14 protein-coding genes are annotated in these 16,435 nt (G+C 70.1%); 6 read left to right on the top strand and 8 right to left on the bottom strand.

Going from position 1 to position 16,435, the window contains the following annotated elements; genetic code table 11:
- Window positions 1-42 precede the first annotated feature (42 nt).
- From ACZ6C1_RS09780 to ACZ6C1_RS09765, 4 genes are all read left to right on the top strand, one after another.
- Complete coding sequence (locus ACZ6C1_RS09780; protein WP_469239511.1) at window positions 43-1,326, top strand: activator-dependent family glycosyltransferase; 1,284 nt, start codon at window positions 43-45, stop codon at window positions 1,324-1,326.
- Window positions 1,327-1,435: 109 nt separating this feature from the next.
- Window positions 1,436-2,710 (top strand): activator-dependent family glycosyltransferase, encoded by a 1,275-nt coding sequence (locus tag ACZ6C1_RS09775; RefSeq protein ID WP_469239509.1) that lies wholly within the window; start codon window positions 1,436-1,438, stop codon window positions 2,708-2,710.
- Between the two features lie 94 nt (window positions 2,711-2,804).
- Window positions 2,805-3,512 (top strand): YqeB family protein, encoded by a 708-nt coding sequence (locus ACZ6C1_RS09770; RefSeq protein WP_469239506.1) that lies wholly within the window; start codon window positions 2,805-2,807, stop codon window positions 3,510-3,512.
- A gap of 190 nt (window positions 3,513-3,702) precedes the next feature.
- Complete coding sequence (locus ACZ6C1_RS09765; RefSeq protein ID WP_469239504.1) at window positions 3,703-5,607, top strand: AfsR/SARP family transcriptional regulator; 1,905 nt, start codon at window positions 3,703-3,705, stop codon at window positions 5,605-5,607.
- Here the strand turns inward: ACZ6C1_RS09765 and ACZ6C1_RS09760 are convergent.
- The 3 genes from ACZ6C1_RS09760 to ACZ6C1_RS09750 form a co-directional block, all read right to left on the bottom strand.
- Window positions 5,576-6,895, bottom strand: a complete 1,320-nt coding sequence (locus ACZ6C1_RS09760) for a cation:proton antiporter (protein WP_469239502.1) — start codon at window positions 6,893-6,895, stop codon at window positions 5,576-5,578. The two genes, ACZ6C1_RS09765 and ACZ6C1_RS09760, sit on opposite strands and share 32 nt — an antisense overlap.
- 173 nt (window positions 6,896-7,068) lie before the next feature.
- A complete protein-coding gene (locus tag ACZ6C1_RS09755; RefSeq protein ID WP_469239500.1) occupies window positions 7,069-7,677 on the bottom strand; it encodes a flavin reductase family protein in 609 nt (202 codons plus the stop codon).
- 49 nt (window positions 7,678-7,726) lie between these two features.
- Complete coding sequence (locus tag ACZ6C1_RS09750; protein ID WP_469239498.1) at window positions 7,727-8,956, bottom strand: methyltransferase domain-containing protein; 1,230 nt, start codon at window positions 8,954-8,956, stop codon at window positions 7,727-7,729.
- 480 nt (window positions 8,957-9,436) lie between these two features.
- Between ACZ6C1_RS09750 and sbnA the strand changes: the two genes are divergently transcribed.
- Window positions 9,437-10,453, top strand: coding sequence for a 2,3-diaminopropionate biosynthesis protein SbnA (sbnA, locus tag ACZ6C1_RS09745; protein ID WP_469239497.1), 1,017 nt, complete (start codon window positions 9,437-9,439; stop codon window positions 10,451-10,453).
- Window positions 10,447-11,472, top strand: a complete 1,026-nt coding sequence (gene sbnB / locus ACZ6C1_RS09740) for a 2,3-diaminopropionate biosynthesis protein SbnB (protein ID WP_469239495.1) — start codon at window positions 10,447-10,449, stop codon at window positions 11,470-11,472. The genes sbnA and sbnB overlap by 7 nt, the downstream gene beginning before the upstream one ends.
- Window positions 11,473-11,558: 86 nt before the next feature.
- On the opposite strand, the gene ACZ6C1_RS09735 is transcribed toward sbnB, so the two are convergent.
- The 5 genes from ACZ6C1_RS09735 to ACZ6C1_RS09715 form a co-directional block, all read right to left on the bottom strand.
- On the bottom strand, window positions 11,559-12,551 hold the full coding sequence (locus tag ACZ6C1_RS09735) for a Gfo/Idh/MocA family protein (RefSeq protein WP_469239493.1): 993 nt from the start codon (window positions 12,549-12,551) through the stop codon (window positions 11,559-11,561).
- 59 nt (window positions 12,552-12,610) lie between these two features.
- The gene (locus ACZ6C1_RS09730; protein ID WP_351816180.1) at window positions 12,611-13,210 is read right to left on the bottom strand and encodes a dTDP-4-dehydrorhamnose 3,5-epimerase family protein; all 600 of its coding nucleotides are present in this window, start codon (window positions 13,208-13,210) and stop codon (window positions 12,611-12,613) included.
- A gap of 75 nt (window positions 13,211-13,285) precedes the next feature.
- The gene (locus ACZ6C1_RS09725) at window positions 13,286-14,698 is read right to left on the bottom strand and encodes an NDP-hexose 2,3-dehydratase family protein (protein ID WP_351816123.1); all 1,413 of its coding nucleotides are present in this window, start codon (window positions 14,696-14,698) and stop codon (window positions 13,286-13,288) included.
- Between the two features lie 6 nt (window positions 14,699-14,704).
- Complete coding sequence (locus ACZ6C1_RS09720) at window positions 14,705-15,817, bottom strand: DegT/DnrJ/EryC1/StrS family aminotransferase (RefSeq protein WP_469239490.1); 1,113 nt, start codon at window positions 15,815-15,817, stop codon at window positions 14,705-14,707.
- Window positions 15,818-15,883: 66 nt separating this feature from the next.
- Entirely contained in the window at window positions 15,884-16,417 is a 534-nt protein-coding gene (locus ACZ6C1_RS09715; protein WP_469239489.1) for a GNAT family N-acetyltransferase, read from the bottom strand.
- Window positions 16,418-16,435 lie beyond the last annotated feature (18 nt).

The raw sequence follows: 16,435 nt of genomic DNA, 5'->3' as shown, positions 1-16,435 counted from the left end.
ACCACCCGCGTTCCCCCTCACCCTCCGGAAGGAACCCCCACCATGCGCGTCCTGTTCACGGTCAACCCGGGGACCAGCATCTTCCAGTCCATGGTGCCGCTGGCCTGGGCGCTGCGCACGGCCGGCCACGAGGTCCGCTTCGCCAGCCGGCCCGCGTTCGCCGACGAGATCACCCGTGCGGGACTGACCGCCGTACCCGTCGGGCGGGACTTCGACCTGGGCCGCATCCTGGAATGGACGGGCCAGGACATGTACGAGGCGGCTCGGGCCGATCTCCCCTCCCCCTGGGACGTCGTCGGCGCACCGGAGCGGGCCACCTGGGAAGGGATGCGGGACGGGTACGCGCGCATCGTCGAGGAAGTGGAGAAGCCCGAGAACTTCCCCATCATCGCGGGTCTCGTGGCGTTCGCCCGGAGCTGGCGGCCCGACCTGGTCGTCTGGGAGCCCTTCTCCGCCGCGGGGGCGATCGCCGCGAAGGCGTGCGGGGCGGCGCACGCCCGCATCCTGTGGGGCATCGACGTCTTCGGGGTGGCCCGCGAGCACTTCCTGCGGCTGCGGGCCGAGCAGCCGGCCGACCAGCGGTCGGACCCGCTCGGGGAGTGGCTCGGCGGGTACGCCCGCAAGTACGGGGGCGAGTTCACCGAGGACATGGTCACCGGGCACTTCACCATCGACCAGTTCCCCCGCTCCCTCCAGTGCGGCGCGGCCGGACTGCACTACGAGCGGACGCAGTACATCCCCTACAACGGGCCCGCCACCACACCCCGCTGGCTGTGGCAGCAGACGCCGGACCGCCCGCGGATCGCCCTGACCATGGGGCTGACGGCGACCGACATCTTCGACGGCTACACCATCAACACCCAGGACGTCCTCGACTCGCTGGCCGATCTGGACGTCGAGGTCGTCGCCACCGTCGCCGACACGGAGAAGGCCAAGCTGGCCCGGATACCGGACAACGCCCGGCTGCTCCCCTTCGTGCCGCTGCACGTCCTGGTGCCGACCTGCGCCGCGGTCATCCACCACGCCGGGCCCGGCACGCTGGCCACGGTCGCCCGGTACGGAGTGCCCCAGGTGGCCATTCCGTACAGCTTCGACGAGCCGTTGTTCGCCGAGAAGCTCGTCGCGGCGGGCGCCGGGATACGGGTGCCCAACGGCGAGGCGACCGGGCGGACGATCCGCGCCCAGGTTCAGCGACTGCTGGAGGAGGACCGCTGGGCCCGCGGAGCGGCCGCGCTCCGCGACGAGATCGAGGCCCTGCCCACCCCGGCCGGCCTCGTGCCGCGGCTGGAGGAGCTGACGGTGAAGCACCGGAGCGACCAGCGCTGACAAAGAGATCGCAAAGGCGTCCGCCGGCGGTCAGGCACGCACGCCGACCGGGCGTCATTTCCCATGAGTTCCCCAGCGAACTCCCGCCGCCCGCCCGTGAGGACACGTCATGAAAGTTCTGTTCGCCTGCTACCCGGAGCGCACGCACTTCCTGCTGATGGCCCCGCTGGCCTGGGCGCTGCGCACGGCCGGGCACGACGTGCGGGTGGCGAGCCAGCCGAAGTTCGCCGCCACGATCACCCAGGCCGGGCTGACCGCCGTTCCCGTCGGCAGCGACCGCGACCTGTGGCAGGTACTGGGCCGGATCAAGAAGGAGGGCACCACTCTGGAGCCCGGCCTTCCGGAACCGTACGACGTGGTGGAGCGCGAGCCCGAGGACATCACCCTCGATCACCTGCGTGACGGATACCGCTCACAGGTCCAGAACTGGCTCAAAATGATCAATGTGCCGTTGGCCGGCGCGCTGATCGACTACGCCCGGCACTGGAAGCCGGACCTGGTCGTCTGGGAACCGCTCACCCACGCGGGCGCCCTCGCGGCGCAGTCCGTCGGCGCCGCGCACGCGCGTCTGCTGATCGGCGCCGACGTGCACGGTGTGGCGCGGCACCACTTCCTCAGGCTGGGCGGCGGAGAGCACCACGGCGCAGGCGGCGCCGATCCGCTGGGGGAGTGGCTGGGCGGCTACGCCCGCACCTACGGCCGGGAGTTCGACGAGGAACTGGTGACCGGCCAGTTCGGCATCGACGTACTCCCACCGCCGCTGCAGGTGCACGCCCCTGACCTCTCCTACGTGTCGATGCGTTACGTGCCCTACGGCGGCCCCGCCGTCGTGCCGAGATGGTTGTGGGAGCGGCCGCGGCGGCCCCGGGTCGCCCTCACTCTCGGCCTGACGGTCAGCGACCACGGGATCGGTTACCCGGTCGGGGTGCAGGAGATCCTCGACGCCGTGGCCGACCTGGACATCGAGCTGGTGGCGACGGTCGGCGCGGCGGGTCGGGGGCGGCCGGTGCGGGTTCCGGACAACACGCGGCTGGTCGACTACGTACCCATGCAGGCACTGCTGCCGACCTGTTCCGCGGTGATCCACCACGCCGGCGTGGGAACGCTCATGACCGCCGCGCTGTACGGCGTACCGCAGATAGCCCTGCCCTGGGACGTCGACCAGCCATTGCTGTCGGGCCGGCTCGCCGCGTACGGCGCGGGACTCACCACCCACGCGACCCGGGCGACCGGGGACATCGTCCGTGACCACCTCCAACGTGTGCTCAAGGACGCCGAGTTCGGTCACCGCGCGAGCCGGCTGCGCCAGGAGACCCTCGGGGTTCCCCATCCCGCCGATCTCGTACCGGAGTTGGTGAACCGGGTTTCGGCCATGCGCCGATGAGCCCCACCGTGGCCGTTGGCATAGGGTCCTGGAGGTTCACCGAACAACACGATCCCCCCACCCCTCCTCGATCGAATGGATGGACTGATCTACCTTGACGGAAAAGCGGAATGCGAACCCCGGGCAGCCCACTGAGCTCGGACAGTCGACCGGCGAACAGGCCCTCGTCGTCGCTGTCTTCGTGCTGGTGGGTGCCGGGCTCGGCTGGCTCGTCGAGCTTCTGGCCGGCTGGCTGGTGACCCTGCCGTGGGCCCCCATGCAGGGCCCGGCGGAGCTTGTGACCTCGATCCCCCAGCCGGGGCTCACCATCGGTCTGATCTGCCTCGGTGCGCTGGTCGGTCTGGTCGCCGGTGTGGCGGTCCAGCAGGACGAGTTGTCCGCGAGCGTCTCCGGGAGCGAGATCACCCTCACTCGCAAGGGAGAGTCGCAGCGGATCCCCGCGGCGAACGTCGCCATGGTGTTCCAGGACGGCAAGGAACTCGTCGTGCTCGGCCACCGGGGAGAGGAACTGGCCCGGGAGAAGTCCGACATCGACAGCAAGCGCATCGCTGCCGCCTGCGCCGAGCACGGTTACACGTGGGCCGAACAGGACCCGCACCAGGACGAGTTCCGGCTCTGGGTTCCCGACACCCCGGGCCTTCCCGAAGGTGCCAACGCCCTCCTCAAGGCGCGCGACCAGGCGCTGAAGAAGAAGGACAGTGGCAGCGAACTGCGCGAACTGCGCCAGGAGCTGGCGAAACTGGGGCTGGTCGTGCGGGACAACAAGGGCCGCCAGTACTGGCGTACCACCCGCCCTGCCTAGCTCCGCCGCCCCCTGCCTGCTGAACCGAAGGCCCCGCCGGACCGTTGTGTCCGCGGGGCCTTGTTGCTTGGTACAGACCTAAGAACCAACCGGTAGGTTTGCTGCGGTCCGGTGATACGATCGTCGTAGCATCAATGATACGGGGGTATCGGGCTTGCATGCATCATTGAGCGCATCTCTTCTCGGATCGGTGACCGCTTTCCGGGGAGAACACGAGGTGGAACTCGGTTCACCGACCCAAAGAACCGTGTTCGCCGTGCTGGCCGCGCATGGGAACCGAGTAGTGAGCCGGGACGACTTAGTGCGTGCCGTCTGGGGCGTCAACGCGTCCGAAACAGCGATGAACAGCGTCTACACCTACATCGCCCGGTTGCGTAAGTCCCTCGAACCGGAGCGCCCGCGCTCCGCGCAGTCCGAGGTCCTGCTGTCGAACAGGCTCGGCTACATGCTGCGCATCCCCGCCGACCAGGTCGACACCGAGCGGTTCAGCTCCGCCCTGGCCGACGCCCGGCGACTGCGCGCGGACAACGCCAGTGAGCAGGCCGTCGGGAGGCTCCGCGCGGCGCTCGGCCTGTGGCGCGGTACGCCGTACGCCGGCGCTGTCGGCGCCTTCGTCGAAGCGGAGCGCGCGCGGCTCGCCGAGACCCGCATGCTGGCGATCGAGGACTACGCGGAGACGCTCCTGGAACTGAACCGGCCGGCTCCCGCGATCGGTGAACTGTCCGCGCTCGTCCAGCGCTACCCCTTGCGGGAACGCCTGCGGCTGCTGCTGATGCGCTGTCACGTCGAACTCGGCCAGCACGCCGACGCCATCGCCAACTACCACGCCCTGCGCACCAGACTGGCCGAGGAGCAGGGCATCGAACCGGGGGAGAGCCTGCGGGAGCTGTACGAGAGGGTGCTGCGACCCGAGCGCCCGCGCGTCCCGCGACAGACCAGGAGGGGCATCGTCGGCGGCCCCGCCGACGACACGCGCCGACAGGCCCCGGCCGTCACACGGGCGCCCGTCGCGGCCCAACTCACCCGTCAGGACCGGTGGTTCACCGGGCGCGAAACGGATCTCCAGCAGCTTGACACCCTGGTACGGGCCGGAGGCCACACCGGAGAGTCCACCCTGCTGCTGCTCACCGGCGGGCCCGGGGTGGGCAAGACCGCGCTCGCCAACCGCTTCGCGCGGCTCCAGTCCGAACGGTTCCCCGACGGTCAGATACACCTCGACCTGGGAGCGTTCTCCGCACGCGGCAAGCCGTACAGCGTGTTCTCCGCACTGCGCCGGCTGACCTCCGCGCTCGGCGAGACCCGGCCGCTGGCCGACCTCGATCTGGAGACCGCCTACCGGAGCAGGGCCGCGGACCGCCGCCTGCTCATCGTTCTGGACAACGCCGCCTCCGTCGAACAGGTCCGGCCGTTGCTGCCCGGGACCTCCTCCTCGCTGGTGATCGTCACCAGCCGCTGGGGCCTGGCCGGGCTGATCGCACGGGACGGGGCACGGCGCTTCGTGACGGAGGGGCTCGCCGACGAGGACGCCCTGCGGCTGTTCAGCGGGATCGTGGGAGAGACCTTCGTCGCGCGGCACCGCGCCGCGGTGGACGAGGTCATCGCCGCCTGCGAGGGGCTGACGCTCGCGCTGCGCATCGCGGCGACCCAGATCAACATCGCGCCCTTCCCGGAGGTGGCCCTCCGCCGGTTGCGCACCGGCAGCCTGCTCGACACCCTGTCCCTGCCCGGTGACGAGCACTCCTCGCTGAGTGCCGTGCTCGGCTGGTCCTACGCCAGCCTCCCGCCGGAAGCCGCCCAGATGTACCGGGCGTTCGGCCGGCACCCCGCACGCGACGCCGACCTGGAGCGCGCCGCGGTCCTGAGCGGGCGGACGGTGCCTGACGCCCGCCGCGCCCTCGACGTGCTCACCGACGCGGGCCTGGTACGGGAGGTGGCGCCGGACCGCTTCCGGATGCACCTGCTGCTCCACGAGCACGCACGCCGGATGGCGCTCGTGGAGCAGGGGAGGGCGATGGGCAGGGGCTACGACGACCCGGGCACGGGGTTCGCCGTGCGGCGCCCGGTCACGGACCGGCGCCCGGCGACATGCGTGTGACGCCGGGGGCCTCCCCGCCGCTCGCGCCGGGCGCCGGGTCCTTGCCCAGGCGGGGCACGACCACACCGGTCAGGGCCGTGGTGGTCATGGCCAGCAGCACCAGCATGGTGAAGCACAGGTCGTTGATGAGACCGGCCTGATGGCCGATCGTCGCCACGATCAGCTCGGTGACGCCACGGCAGTTCATGAGAACGCCGATCTGCCACGACTCGCGCGGGGTCATCCCGGCGAGCCGGGCGGCGCCCCCCGCGCCCACCACCTTGGACACCTGGGCCACCACCAGTACCGTCGCGAACAGCAGCCATATCCCGGGTTCCGAACCGAAGTCGCCGAGTGACGTCCGGACGCCGACTCCGGCGAAGAACACCGGGAGCAGCACCAGCATCGTGAAGCCGCGCAATGTGTTCGCCACCCGCTCCACGGCGGGCACGTTGCGCGGCACCGCGGTGCCGAACAGGAACGCCCCGATGACCGGGTGCAGGTGCATCACCTGGGTGAGCAGCGCCCAGGCCACCGCACCGGCGACGAGAACCACCGCGAGCAGCCGCTCGGACGGCGCGCGGGCGACCAGCCGCGCCAGCAGCGGCCGTACGCCGAGGTAGGTCAGCGCCACCAGCGCGGCGACCCACACGACGGTCGTCAGCAGTCGGCCACCGTCCCCGGCCGGGGACCCGGTGAGCAGCACGGTGAGCACCAGCCAGGCCAAGCCGTCGCCCAGCGCGGCGCAGGTCATCGACACACTGCCGGCCCGCGTGCGGTCCAGGCCCAGGTCGACGAGGATCCGCGCCAGTACCGGCACGGCCGTGATGGAGACCGCCAGGCCGAAGAAGAGCGCGAACCTGGTCGACGTCGTGTCACCCGACAGGTGGGGGGCGAAGGCCAGCGCCAGCCCCGTACCGCAGAGGAAGGGCAGCGCCATGCTGCCGGCCAGGACGGCACCCAGCGGCCCCTGGTTCCGGGCCCGCTCGATCCGCACCTCGCTGCCGATCAGGAACATGAAGACGACCAGCCCGAGCTGGGCGACCTTGTCCAGACCGGCCAGCACCGCAGGGGGGAACATCAGGTCGGTGGCCGCGGGCCACAGCGCTCCGAGCACGGACGGGCCCAGCATCAGGCCGCCCAGGATCTCCCCCACCACCGGGGGCTGACCGATCCGGCGCAGCAGCTCCCCGAACAGGTGGCTCACGCACAGGATGACCGTGAGGGCGAGCAGGAAGCGGGTGAGCGGGTCGTCCCACAGGGTGCCGGGACCGCCCGAGAAGAGGCCGGGAAGGAAGAAAACCGCCACCCACCCTAAAACACCCCAAAGCGCCCCGAGGAACCCTCGTTTCCCCTCCCCCCCCCCCCTGCTGGGGAGGGTCCCCCCCCCCCCCCCCCCCCCGGACCCGACCGGCCGCGACGGGGACACGGCCGGGGTCTGCGAGCGGGACGACGGGGGCGGCGGGGTGCGGGGCGAGGGAGTCACGAGACGTTCGCCTCCGCCCGCACGCCGTCCGCCGCTCCGGCACGGTCCACGCTCCGGAAGGCGCGCCTGCCGTACAGCAGCGGCCACCCGGCACCGTTCTCCACACCGACGACCTCACCGAAGACGGCCACGTGGTCGCCGATCTCCACGCTCTCGACCACCCGGCACTCGGCCACCGCGTAGGCGTCCTCGTGCAGCCACGGAAGGCCGAGCCGCGAGGAGCGGCGCCAGGCCGTCCGCGCGAACCGGTCGGGCACGGCCGAGGCGAACACCTCGGCCGTGTGCGCTCCGCCCTGGTGCAGCAGGTTCACCGCGAAGCCGCCCTCGGCGCGCAGTGCCGCCAGCGTCCCGCTCCGGACGTCCAGACAGACCTGGAGGGTGGGAGGCGCGAGGGTCACGCTCGTCAGCGAGCTGCACGTCAACCCGTGCGGCCGGCCCTCGCCGTCGAGCGCCGTGACGATGGAGACCCCGGTGAAATAGGAACCCATGAAGTCCCGGAAGGCGCCGGTGTCCGTGGGATCACTGGACTGCCGGGGCCGTGGCACGGCCGGCGCGGCGGGCAGCCGTTCCGGTTCACCGGTCGCGTTCTGTACGCCGGCTCTCATGGCGTACGCCCTCCCCTCCTCGATGGACGGTTTGGTGTCCCGGTCCGCGTCATACGATCCGGACGTCGGGCACGTAGAGGATCCACTTGCCACCGGCGTCCCGGAACGCCTGCTCCTTGGCCATGATCTCGTCGGCGTGGTTCCAGGCGAACAGCAGCGCGTAGTCGGGGTAGTCCGCCGCGAACGTGTCGGGCGTCACCACCGGGATGTGGGTTCCCGGCGTCACCCGGCCCTGCTTCGCCGGCGTCGTGTCACAGACGAACGACACGAGGTCGGGGGTGATGCCGCACAGGTTGGTGACCGTGGCGCTCTTCGCCGTCGCGCCGTAGGCGACGACCTTCTTCCCCTCGTCCTTGAGACGGCGCAGCAGGCCGGTGAGGTCGTCCCGGATCGCGGTGACCTTGCGGCCGAACTCCCGCAGGGTGGCCGGCTCGGCGAGCCCGCTCGCGGCCTCGGCCCGCAGCAGGTCGGCGACGGCCTGCGACGGTGTGCGCTCACCCGCCGGGGCGAGCGTGTACCGGACCTCGCCACCGTGCACGGGAAGCCGCTCGACGTCGACCAGCTCCAGGCCGTTGCGGGCCGCCATCTCCCGCACGGAACGGGCCGTGAAGAAGAAGAAGTGCTCGTCGTAGATCTGGTCGAAGGACGTGCGCTCCACGATGTCGCCCAGGTACGGGTCCTCGAAGACGAACACGCCCGTGGGCTTCAGCAGCGCGCGTACGCCGCTGAGGACGGACTCCATGTACGGGATGTGGCACAGCGTGTTGGCCGCGTAGATCACGTCCGCCCGGCCGTCCTCGGCCGCGATCTCCTTGGCCGTCGCCTCCTCGAAGAAGGACTTGCGCACCCGCACGCCCTTGGCGGCCGCGACGTCCGCGACGCCACCGGAGGGCTCGACACCCAGGTGACGCACCCCGGACTCGGCCATGACCTTGAGCATCACGCCGTCGTTGCAGCCCAGTTCGACGACGAACGGGTCGTCGGCGGTCAGCTCGGTGGCAAGGAGCCGCTTGGCCAGGCCCTCGAAGTGCTCCCGCATGTAGGCGGAACCGGACGAGTAGTACGGGTACTCCTCGTGGAACATGTTGTCCCGGGGCACCTCCTCCATCAGCTGCACCATCGTGCAGCCCTGGCACAGCCCGACCGCGAGCCGGAAGAAGAACTCCTTCTCGAAATCGAAGCCAGGAGTGTGGAAGGCGTCGGACAACGGCTGGCGGCCGAAGTCGAAGAACTCGGTCACCTGGTCGCCGCAGACGCGGCACTGCGAAGTGCTCGGCATGAGATCTCCTGTGGGCACGAATACCGCGCCACGAAAATTGGGACGGAAAGTCCGTACGGAATGCGGTACGGGAAAGCCGACTCCGTCGACCTGAGCACGGGGCCATGTCGAAGCGTAAGTGGCGGATGAGCCAGATTCTTCACAGAAACAGGGCCGCGACGGAAGTGGGGGCAATCGGATTCTGTCCCGCTGGCGGGACACGGGCCGCTGTCACACATGCCGTGCGCAGTTGTGGGCACCGTCGGCGCAGCATATCGACACCACGGCGGACACGCTGTTACGGGAGCGGGCCCACGCCCGCCGGGCCCGCGGAGAAACTCGGACAACGGTGGTGGACACACCCCGGAAATGGCCAAGTACGGTACGGGCAACCGTTAACCGAATGACAGGGGCGTCAAGCGCATGGGGGAACCGCACAGTCTTCTTCAGGACCAGGTGGAGCCCGTAGCGGAAGCCGAGGTCAAAGGAATCCTCTCGGCCGTGGGTAATACGCCCCTGGTCGAGTTGCAGAAAATAGCAGCCGACGGTGAATTCCGGGTCTTCGCGAAGGTCGAGCGTTTCAATCCGGGCGGCAGCATCAAGGACAGGCCGGCGCTCAACATGCTGCTGGCCAAGCTGCGTTCCGGGGAACTGGTACCCGGCAGGCACACCGTGATCGAGTCCAGCTCCGGGAACCTCGCCATCGGCCTCGCGCAGGTCTGCTGCTACTACGGGCTGCGCTTCATCTGTGTCGTCGACGTGCGCACCACCGAGCAGAACCTCGCGGTCCTGCGCGCCTACGGCGCCGAGGTGCAGGTCGTCACCGAGCCCGATCCGGTGTCCGGCGAATACCTGCCCGAGCGGCTCCGCCGCGTCGCGGAACTGGCCGCGAGCATCCCCGGTGCGTACCTGCCCGACCAGTACGGCAACCCGCTCAACGCCGCGGCCCACCTGACGACGATGCGGGAGATCGACGAGGCCCTCAAGGGCGAGGTCGACTACGTCTTCTGCGCGGCCGGCACCACAGGGACGCTGGGCGGCTGCGCCGCCTACGTACGCGAACACGGCCTGGACACCAGCGTCGTCGCCGTCGACGCGGTGGGCAGCGTGCTGTTCGACTCGCCGGTGTCGTGCTCCCGGCTCATCCCCGGGCACGGCACCTCCGTCCTGCCTTCCCTCTTCGACCCCACCGCCGCCGACCACGTCGTCCACGTCACGGACCTGGAGGCCGTCGTCGGCTGCCGTCGGCTGGTGCGGCACGAGGCGCTGCTCGCCGGCGGTTCCTCCGGGGCCGTCGTCGCCGCCCTCGGCAAGATGGCGCCGCGCATCCCGGCCGGGTCGGTCTGCGTCCTGGTCCTGCCCGACGGCGGTGACCGCTACCTCGACACCGTGTACTCCGACGCCTGGGTGCGGCGCCACTTCGGCGAGGTCACCCACCTGTGGGCGGACGACCCGTCCTCCCGTGACACCCCACCGCACGGCGCCGGTATCGACCTCAAGGAGACTGTTTCGTGCTGATCATCGGACACCGGGAGACCCGCCGGGTGATGGAGGGCCGGGAGAAGGAGATCCTGTCGCTGGTGGCGGAGACCTACCGGCTCCACGAGGCGGGACGCACCGCGCTGCCGCACTCGGTCTTCCTGCGCTTCCCCGAAAGCCCCCGGGACCGCATCATCGGCCTGCCCGCGTACGCGGGCGGTGACAACGCCGTCGCCGGCATGAAGTGGATCGCGAGCTTCCCCGGCAACGTGGCCCGGGGCAAGGAGCGGGCCAGTGCCGCGATCCTGCTCAACTCCATGGAGGACGGGCGCCCCAGGGCGTGCGTCGAGGCGTCGCTGATCTCCGCGCGGCGCACCGCGGCCTCCGCCGCCCTCGCGGCCTCCCTGCTGACCACCGAAGCCACACCGAGCGGCATGTCGCTCCTCGGCTGCGGGCCGATCAACCGCGAGGTGCTGCGGTTCACCAGTGCGGCCCTGCCGTCGCTCCGGGAGGTCGTCGTCCACGACCTGGACGCCGCCCGGGCCGACGCGTTCATCGCCCAGGGGGGCGCGGACTTCCCGGAGATCACCTTCCGCCGTGCCGCGAGCGCCGAGGACGCCCTGGGCGCACACCGGCTGGTGTCGTTCGCCACCACCGCCGGTGAGCCGCACACGGACCTGACCGCGTGCGCACCGGGCACCACCGTGCTGCACGTCTCGCTCCGCGACCTGACGGTCGAGGCGGTGCTCGGCGCGCAGAACGTCGTGGACGACGCCGATCACGTGTGCCGTGAGCGGACCTCGCTCCACCTCGCCGAACAGGCGATGGGCGGACGGGGGTTCATCGACGCGCCCATCGGTGCGCTGCTGGACGGGAGCGCGGACTTCCGGCGCGACCCGGAGAGGGTCGCCGTCTTCTCGCCGTTCGGCCTGGGCGTCCTGGACATCACACTCGCCCAGTGGGTCCACGAGGAGTGCGTGCGGCGCGGGCTCGGCACCCGGGTGGACGGCTTCCTGCCCGACGACGAGGCGGGTACGGCACCGGCCACCGCTTCCTGAGGCGCCGCTCTTCCGCTGAAAAAGCCTCCCGGATCACCCGACCAGCGGGGACCGGGAGGCTTTCGGCTGCCCGCCGGGTAGGGGCGTCAGACGGAGGTGACCTCGGCGACGCGCCGGATCTCGTCGATCAGCGCGGCCTGTCGCAGCGTGCCCTCCTGCTGGGCCTGTACGTTCTCGTCACCGGCGACCGCCCGGACGAAGGTCTCGACGACATTGGCGAACTGGTCGTCGGCCGGCAGCACGAACTCCTCGCGGTGGTCCTGCCGTTCGACCCGCAGTACCGGCTGGTACGTCGGGGGCGGGGTGAAGGCGCGGTCCACCGAGAGGTGCCCGGTGCTGGCCGACAGGGTGTAGGTGTTGCGGTACGCGTGCTCCATGCCGAACGTGAGCTGGGCGGGGATTCCGTCCGGCGTGGACAGCAGCACGCTCCCCGACATCACCACGCCGTGCCGTTCGTCGTGCCGGAAGACGGCGCCCGCCACCCGGAGCCGGGAGCCGAGGAAGAACTGCGCGGCACGGACCGGATAGCCGCCGAAGTCCAGGAACGCGCCACCGCCCACCTCGCTGCGGTAGCGGATGTCCCCGGCCGGCTTGGGTGGAATGGTGAACGTGGCGGTGAAGCCGCGCAGTTCCCCGATGGCGCCGTCCGCCAGGACCTTGCGTACCGCCTCGTGCTGCGAGTGGTAGAGGAACATGTAGTTCTCCAGCAGTACCAGTCCGCGCGAGCGGGCCAGTTCCACGAGGCGGCGGGTCTCGGCGAAGCTGCCGGTCATCGGCTTCTCGACCAGGACGTGCTTGCCCGCCTCCAGTGCCCGGGTGACCCACTCGGCGTGCAGGAGACCGGGCAGCGGGATGTACACGGCGTCGATGTCCGGCAGCTCCAGCAGCGCGTCGTACCCCTCCAGGGGCAGGCCGCCGTAGCGGTCGGTGAACTCCACGGCCGACTGCTTGCTGCGGCTGGCGATCGCGGCGACCTCCACGCGGGTGTTGCCCGCCATGGCGGGAAGGGTGCGCCGCCAGGCGATGTCCGCACACCCCATGACCCCGACGCGCAGTCTGTCGCTCGTGTCTCGAAACATGTGGAAGAACTCCGCTCAGCATGGGATGGGTGAGGCGATCGGCCACCCGGGAACAGGGGTCAGCTCCGCGACGGGCTCTGCTTGAGAGCCTCGTAATGGGCGACGCATTCCTCGTAGGTGGGGAGCAGTCCCAGGGACTGCGCTTGGGCCAGCGTGGGAGCGCCGGCGTCCTTGTCCGACATCACGGGCTCCTGCGTGAGGTCCCACGGGATGCCGATCTCCGGGTCCAACGGGTTGACCTCGATCATCGTCCCGGGGATGTACACCTCCGAGCAGAGGTAGTTCATGCACGCGTCGTCCGTGAGGGTCAGGAAGGCGTGGCCGATGCCGTCGGCCAAGTAGACGGCCGTTCCCGAGTCCTCGTCCTGGGGCGTCACGTCGTACTGGCCGAAGGTGGGCGAGCCGACCCGCAGGTCCACCGCCACGTCCAGCACCGCCCCGCGCACACAGGTGACGAGCTTGCCCTGGCCGGGCGGCAGCGAGGTGCTGTGGATGCCCCGCACCGTGTGGCGCCGGCTCAGGGAGTAGTTCGCCTGCCCGACGACGAACGGGTAGCCGATGATGTCCGTGAGGATGTCGGCGCGGAAGGCCTCGTAGAAGTGGCCGCGCCGGTCCGGCTTCTTGTTCGGGACGATCCGGTAGGCGTCCCGGATCGACATCTCTGTCACGCATGCTGCATCAAACATGTCCGACCAGCTTCCGAAAGGTGATTGCGTACGTGGCGCTGTCGCCCGTCAGCACAGGCTGTACAGGCAGGTGAGCAGGGACCGCGCCTCGACGTTCAGGTAGTGGCCGTGGCGCAGCAGATCGGTCAGCTGACGTGCGGTCATCCAGCAGAAGTGCTGCGGCACGTCGAGCGGGAACTCCTCGCCGACCTCGATGATCTGATAGCGCGTCAGCGCGTTGTGGAAACGGCCGCCCTCCTCGGAGAGCACGTGGTCGTACCGCGTCGTGGCGGCGCCCGGGCGCAGCGCGTCCCGCAGGAACGACTCGGCGACGTCGCCGGTCTCCTGCCCCGGAAGCAGGTGCACGGTCGGCGCCATCTCCACCTGGTCCATCAGCCCGTACTCGGGGCGCGCCCGCACCAACAGGTGCAGCACCCCGTCGATGGGGCGGGCGAGGAACACCGCCCGCCCCTCGCCGTACGGATTGAGCAGCGGCTGCGTCCAGCGGGTGACCTCACGCGTCCCGGCGGCGACCTCGACGGCGAGGATGCGGAAGTTCCTGCTCTCGGTGTCGGTGATCTCCCACGTGTCGCGCGACCAGCCCGACAGCTCGTTCATCGGCACCAGGCGTGCCGTCCAGTCGCACCGGGTCTTCGCCTCGGTGAACCAGCTCAGGATCTCCCCCGCGGTGTGCAGCGCGTGCTTGCTGCGGCCCGCCGTCTGGTACTGGAAGGACCGGACCAGGGCGTCCCGGAAGGCGCTGCCCGTGGAGCCCTCGGCCTCGTCGGGGAGGGCGAAGGGCATGCAGGACAGGACCGTACGGGCGTCCATGTTGAGCAGGTTGTCCCGCTGGGTCAGTTCGCGTATCTGGGCGAGCGTGAGCCAGCAGAAGTTCTCCGCCAGGGGGACGTCGTCCGTGGCCAGGACGACCATGTTCCGGTTCCGCTTGCGCCAGAACCACGCACCCTGCTCCGACTGGAGCACGTCCACCAGCACCTGGTCGCGGTCGGGTCCGATGAACCGCTCCAGGTAGAGCGTCCCGGCCCCGCGGTGCACGCGGGTGAAGTTGCTGCGGGTGGCCTGCACCGTCGGGGAGAGCTGGATCGTGTTGACGTTCCCCGGCTCCATCTTCGCCTGCATGAGGCAGTGCAGGACGCCGTCGAACTCCTTGACCACGATGCCGAGGACGCCGATCTCCGGCTGGTGGATGATCGGCTGCGACCAGGTGTCGCGGGTGCCTTCGCGCACCCGCAGCCCCTCGACGGTGAAGAACCGTCCGCTGTCGTGGCGGAGGTTCCCGGTCGCGGGGTCGAAGGACCACGCGTCCAGGCGGTCGAAGGGTATGCGCTCCACCGAGAAGCCGCCGGTCCGCAGCCGTTCCTCCCACCAGCTGTGGAACTCCGCCGACGAGGTCAGGCGGGGGCCGTCCGCCTCCCAGCGGAGGGCGGGACCGTGCGGTCCCGACTCCACGACGTGTGTCATCTCCGGTCAGAGCCTTCCCGCGACGTCGCGCACCGTCTCGATGACCCGCTCCTGCTCGGAGTCGGTCAGCGACGGGTACATGGGCAGCGAGAAGATCTCGTCCGCCAGGCGGGTCGTGACCGGCAGGTCGTCCTTCGTGTAGCCGAGGTGGCTGAAGCCCGACTGGATGTGCACCGGCCACGGGTAGCTGATGTTGAGCGCGATGTCGTGCTCCTTCTTCAGCGTCTCGATGATCCGGTCGCGCTGGGGATGGCGCACCACGTAGACGTAGTAGACGTGTTCGTTGCCCGGCGCGGTGCGCGGCGTGACGATGCCGGTGCCCTCGAACGCCTCCGCGTACCGGTCGGCGATGGCCCGGCGGCGGGCGACGTAGTCGTCCAGGCGCGTGAGCTTGCGGCGGAGGATCTCCGCCTGGACCTCGTCGAGCCGGCTGTTGTGACCGGGCGTCTCCACGACGTAGTACCGGTCCTCCATGCCGTAGAAGCGCAGCCGCCGCAGCCGGGCGTCGACCTCCGCGTCGTCGGTCACGGTGGCGCCGCCGTCGCCGTACGCCCCGAGCACCTTGGTCGGGTAGAAGGAGAACGCGGCGGCGTCGCCCATCGACCCGGCGACACGACCGTGGTGACGGGCGCCGTGCGCCTGGGCGCAGTCCTCGAGGACGACCAGGCCGTGCTCGGCGGCCAGGGCCTCCAGCGGGGCCATGTCGACGCACTGGCCGTACAGGTGGACCGGCAGCAGGCAGCGGGTGCGCGGCGTGATGGCCGCCGCCACCTGGTCGACGTCCATCAGGTACGTGTCGGGGTCGATGTCGACGAACACCGGCTTCGCCCCGACGGCGTCGATCGCGATGACGGTCGGCGCGGCGGTGTTGGAAACGGTGATCACCTCGTCCCCGGGCTTGACACCGAGGGCGCGCAGGCCCAGGACGATGGCGTTGGTTCCGTTGTCGACGCCCACGCAGTGTCCGACACCGTGGTACGCCGCGAATTCCTCCTCGAACGCGCTGACGCTCTTTCCGAGCACCAACTGCCCCGAACTGAACACCGTGTCGACGGCTTCGAGGATCTCCGCGCGTTCTTTTTCGTACTCCGGCAAATAACCCCACACATGCTGGGTCATCGAGCCTCCAGGGTTCCCGTCGGGATGCAAGAGCTGACTGGTGAATGTGTCCGTCGTACGGCCGGGTCAGACGATCTGCTTGAGGAGGTCCACCCCGAGCGTGTCCCAGTCGTCACGGTGAATGGCGAGAACGTGGACGTCCCGCAGACCGCCGTGCACATAGGCGTGATCCGGCAGTACGGCCTCGGACCTGAGCAGCGAACCGAACTCGTCACCGAAACCGATGCCGGACGTGTCCGGCGACGTCAGATGGACGTACACCTTACGGGTACGCCACATGGTGAAGGCGAAGTTGGCCGTCAGGGCGTGGGCGTCGGTCGCGAATTCCGCGGCCGTCTCCGAAGCCAGGCTGACGTCCATACGGAGATGGCCGGCCGCCTCGAGCGTGGAGAGCGTGCTGAACCCCACGACCTCCTCGGTGTCGTTCCGGTGCACGAGGAAGCAGGCCGAGAGCCGCTCGCCGAAGGATTTCACGAAATCGTCGATCAGCGGGAGCCCCGGGCTCCCCAGGCGGAAAAGAATCTCATACGCCTGAGCGGCGTCCTCGGCGCCGGCCGGGCGCAGCGATACGCGCCTGGACGTGGTGTGCGGGAAAAGCATGGGGTCCCTTCCGTCGGG

The organism is Streptomyces sp. NPDC041796 (genome assembly GCF_055590785.1).
Note: the sequence above shows the minus strand (reverse complement) of the source record. Positions and strands in the feature narration are given on the sequence as shown.

Bases quoted from the DNA above. Each gene is read 5' to 3' on its own strand.
- ACZ6C1_RS09715 (WP_469239489.1), bottom strand. From the start codon at position 16,417: ATGCTTTTCCCGCACACCACGTCCAGGCGCGTATCGCTGCGCCCGGCC.
- ACZ6C1_RS09725 (WP_351816123.1), bottom strand. From the start codon at position 14,698: ATGACACACGTCGTGGAGTCGGGACCGCACGGTCCCGCCCTCCGCTGG.
- ACZ6C1_RS09750 (WP_469239498.1), bottom strand. From the start codon at position 8,956: ATGCCGAGCACTTCGCAGTGCCGCGTCTGCGGCGACCAGGTGACCGAG.
- ACZ6C1_RS09730 (WP_351816180.1), bottom strand. From the start codon at position 13,210: ATGTCGATCCGGGACGCCTACCGGATCGTCCCGAACAAGAAGCCGGAC.
- ACZ6C1_RS09735 (WP_469239493.1), bottom strand. From the start codon at position 12,551: ATGTTTCGAGACACGAGCGACAGACTGCGCGTCGGGGTCATGGGGTGT.
- ACZ6C1_RS09755 (WP_469239500.1), bottom strand. From the start codon at position 7,677: ATGAGAGCCGGCGTACAGAACGCGACCGGTGAACCGGAACGGCTGCCC.
- ACZ6C1_RS09775 (WP_469239509.1), top strand. From the start codon at position 1,436: ATGAAAGTTCTGTTCGCCTGCTACCCGGAGCGCACGCACTTCCTGCTG.
- ACZ6C1_RS09720 (WP_469239490.1), bottom strand. From the start codon at position 15,817: ATGACCCAGCATGTGTGGGGTTATTTGCCGGAGTACGAAAAAGAACGC.
- ACZ6C1_RS09780 (WP_469239511.1), top strand. From the start codon at position 43: ATGCGCGTCCTGTTCACGGTCAACCCGGGGACCAGCATCTTCCAGTCC.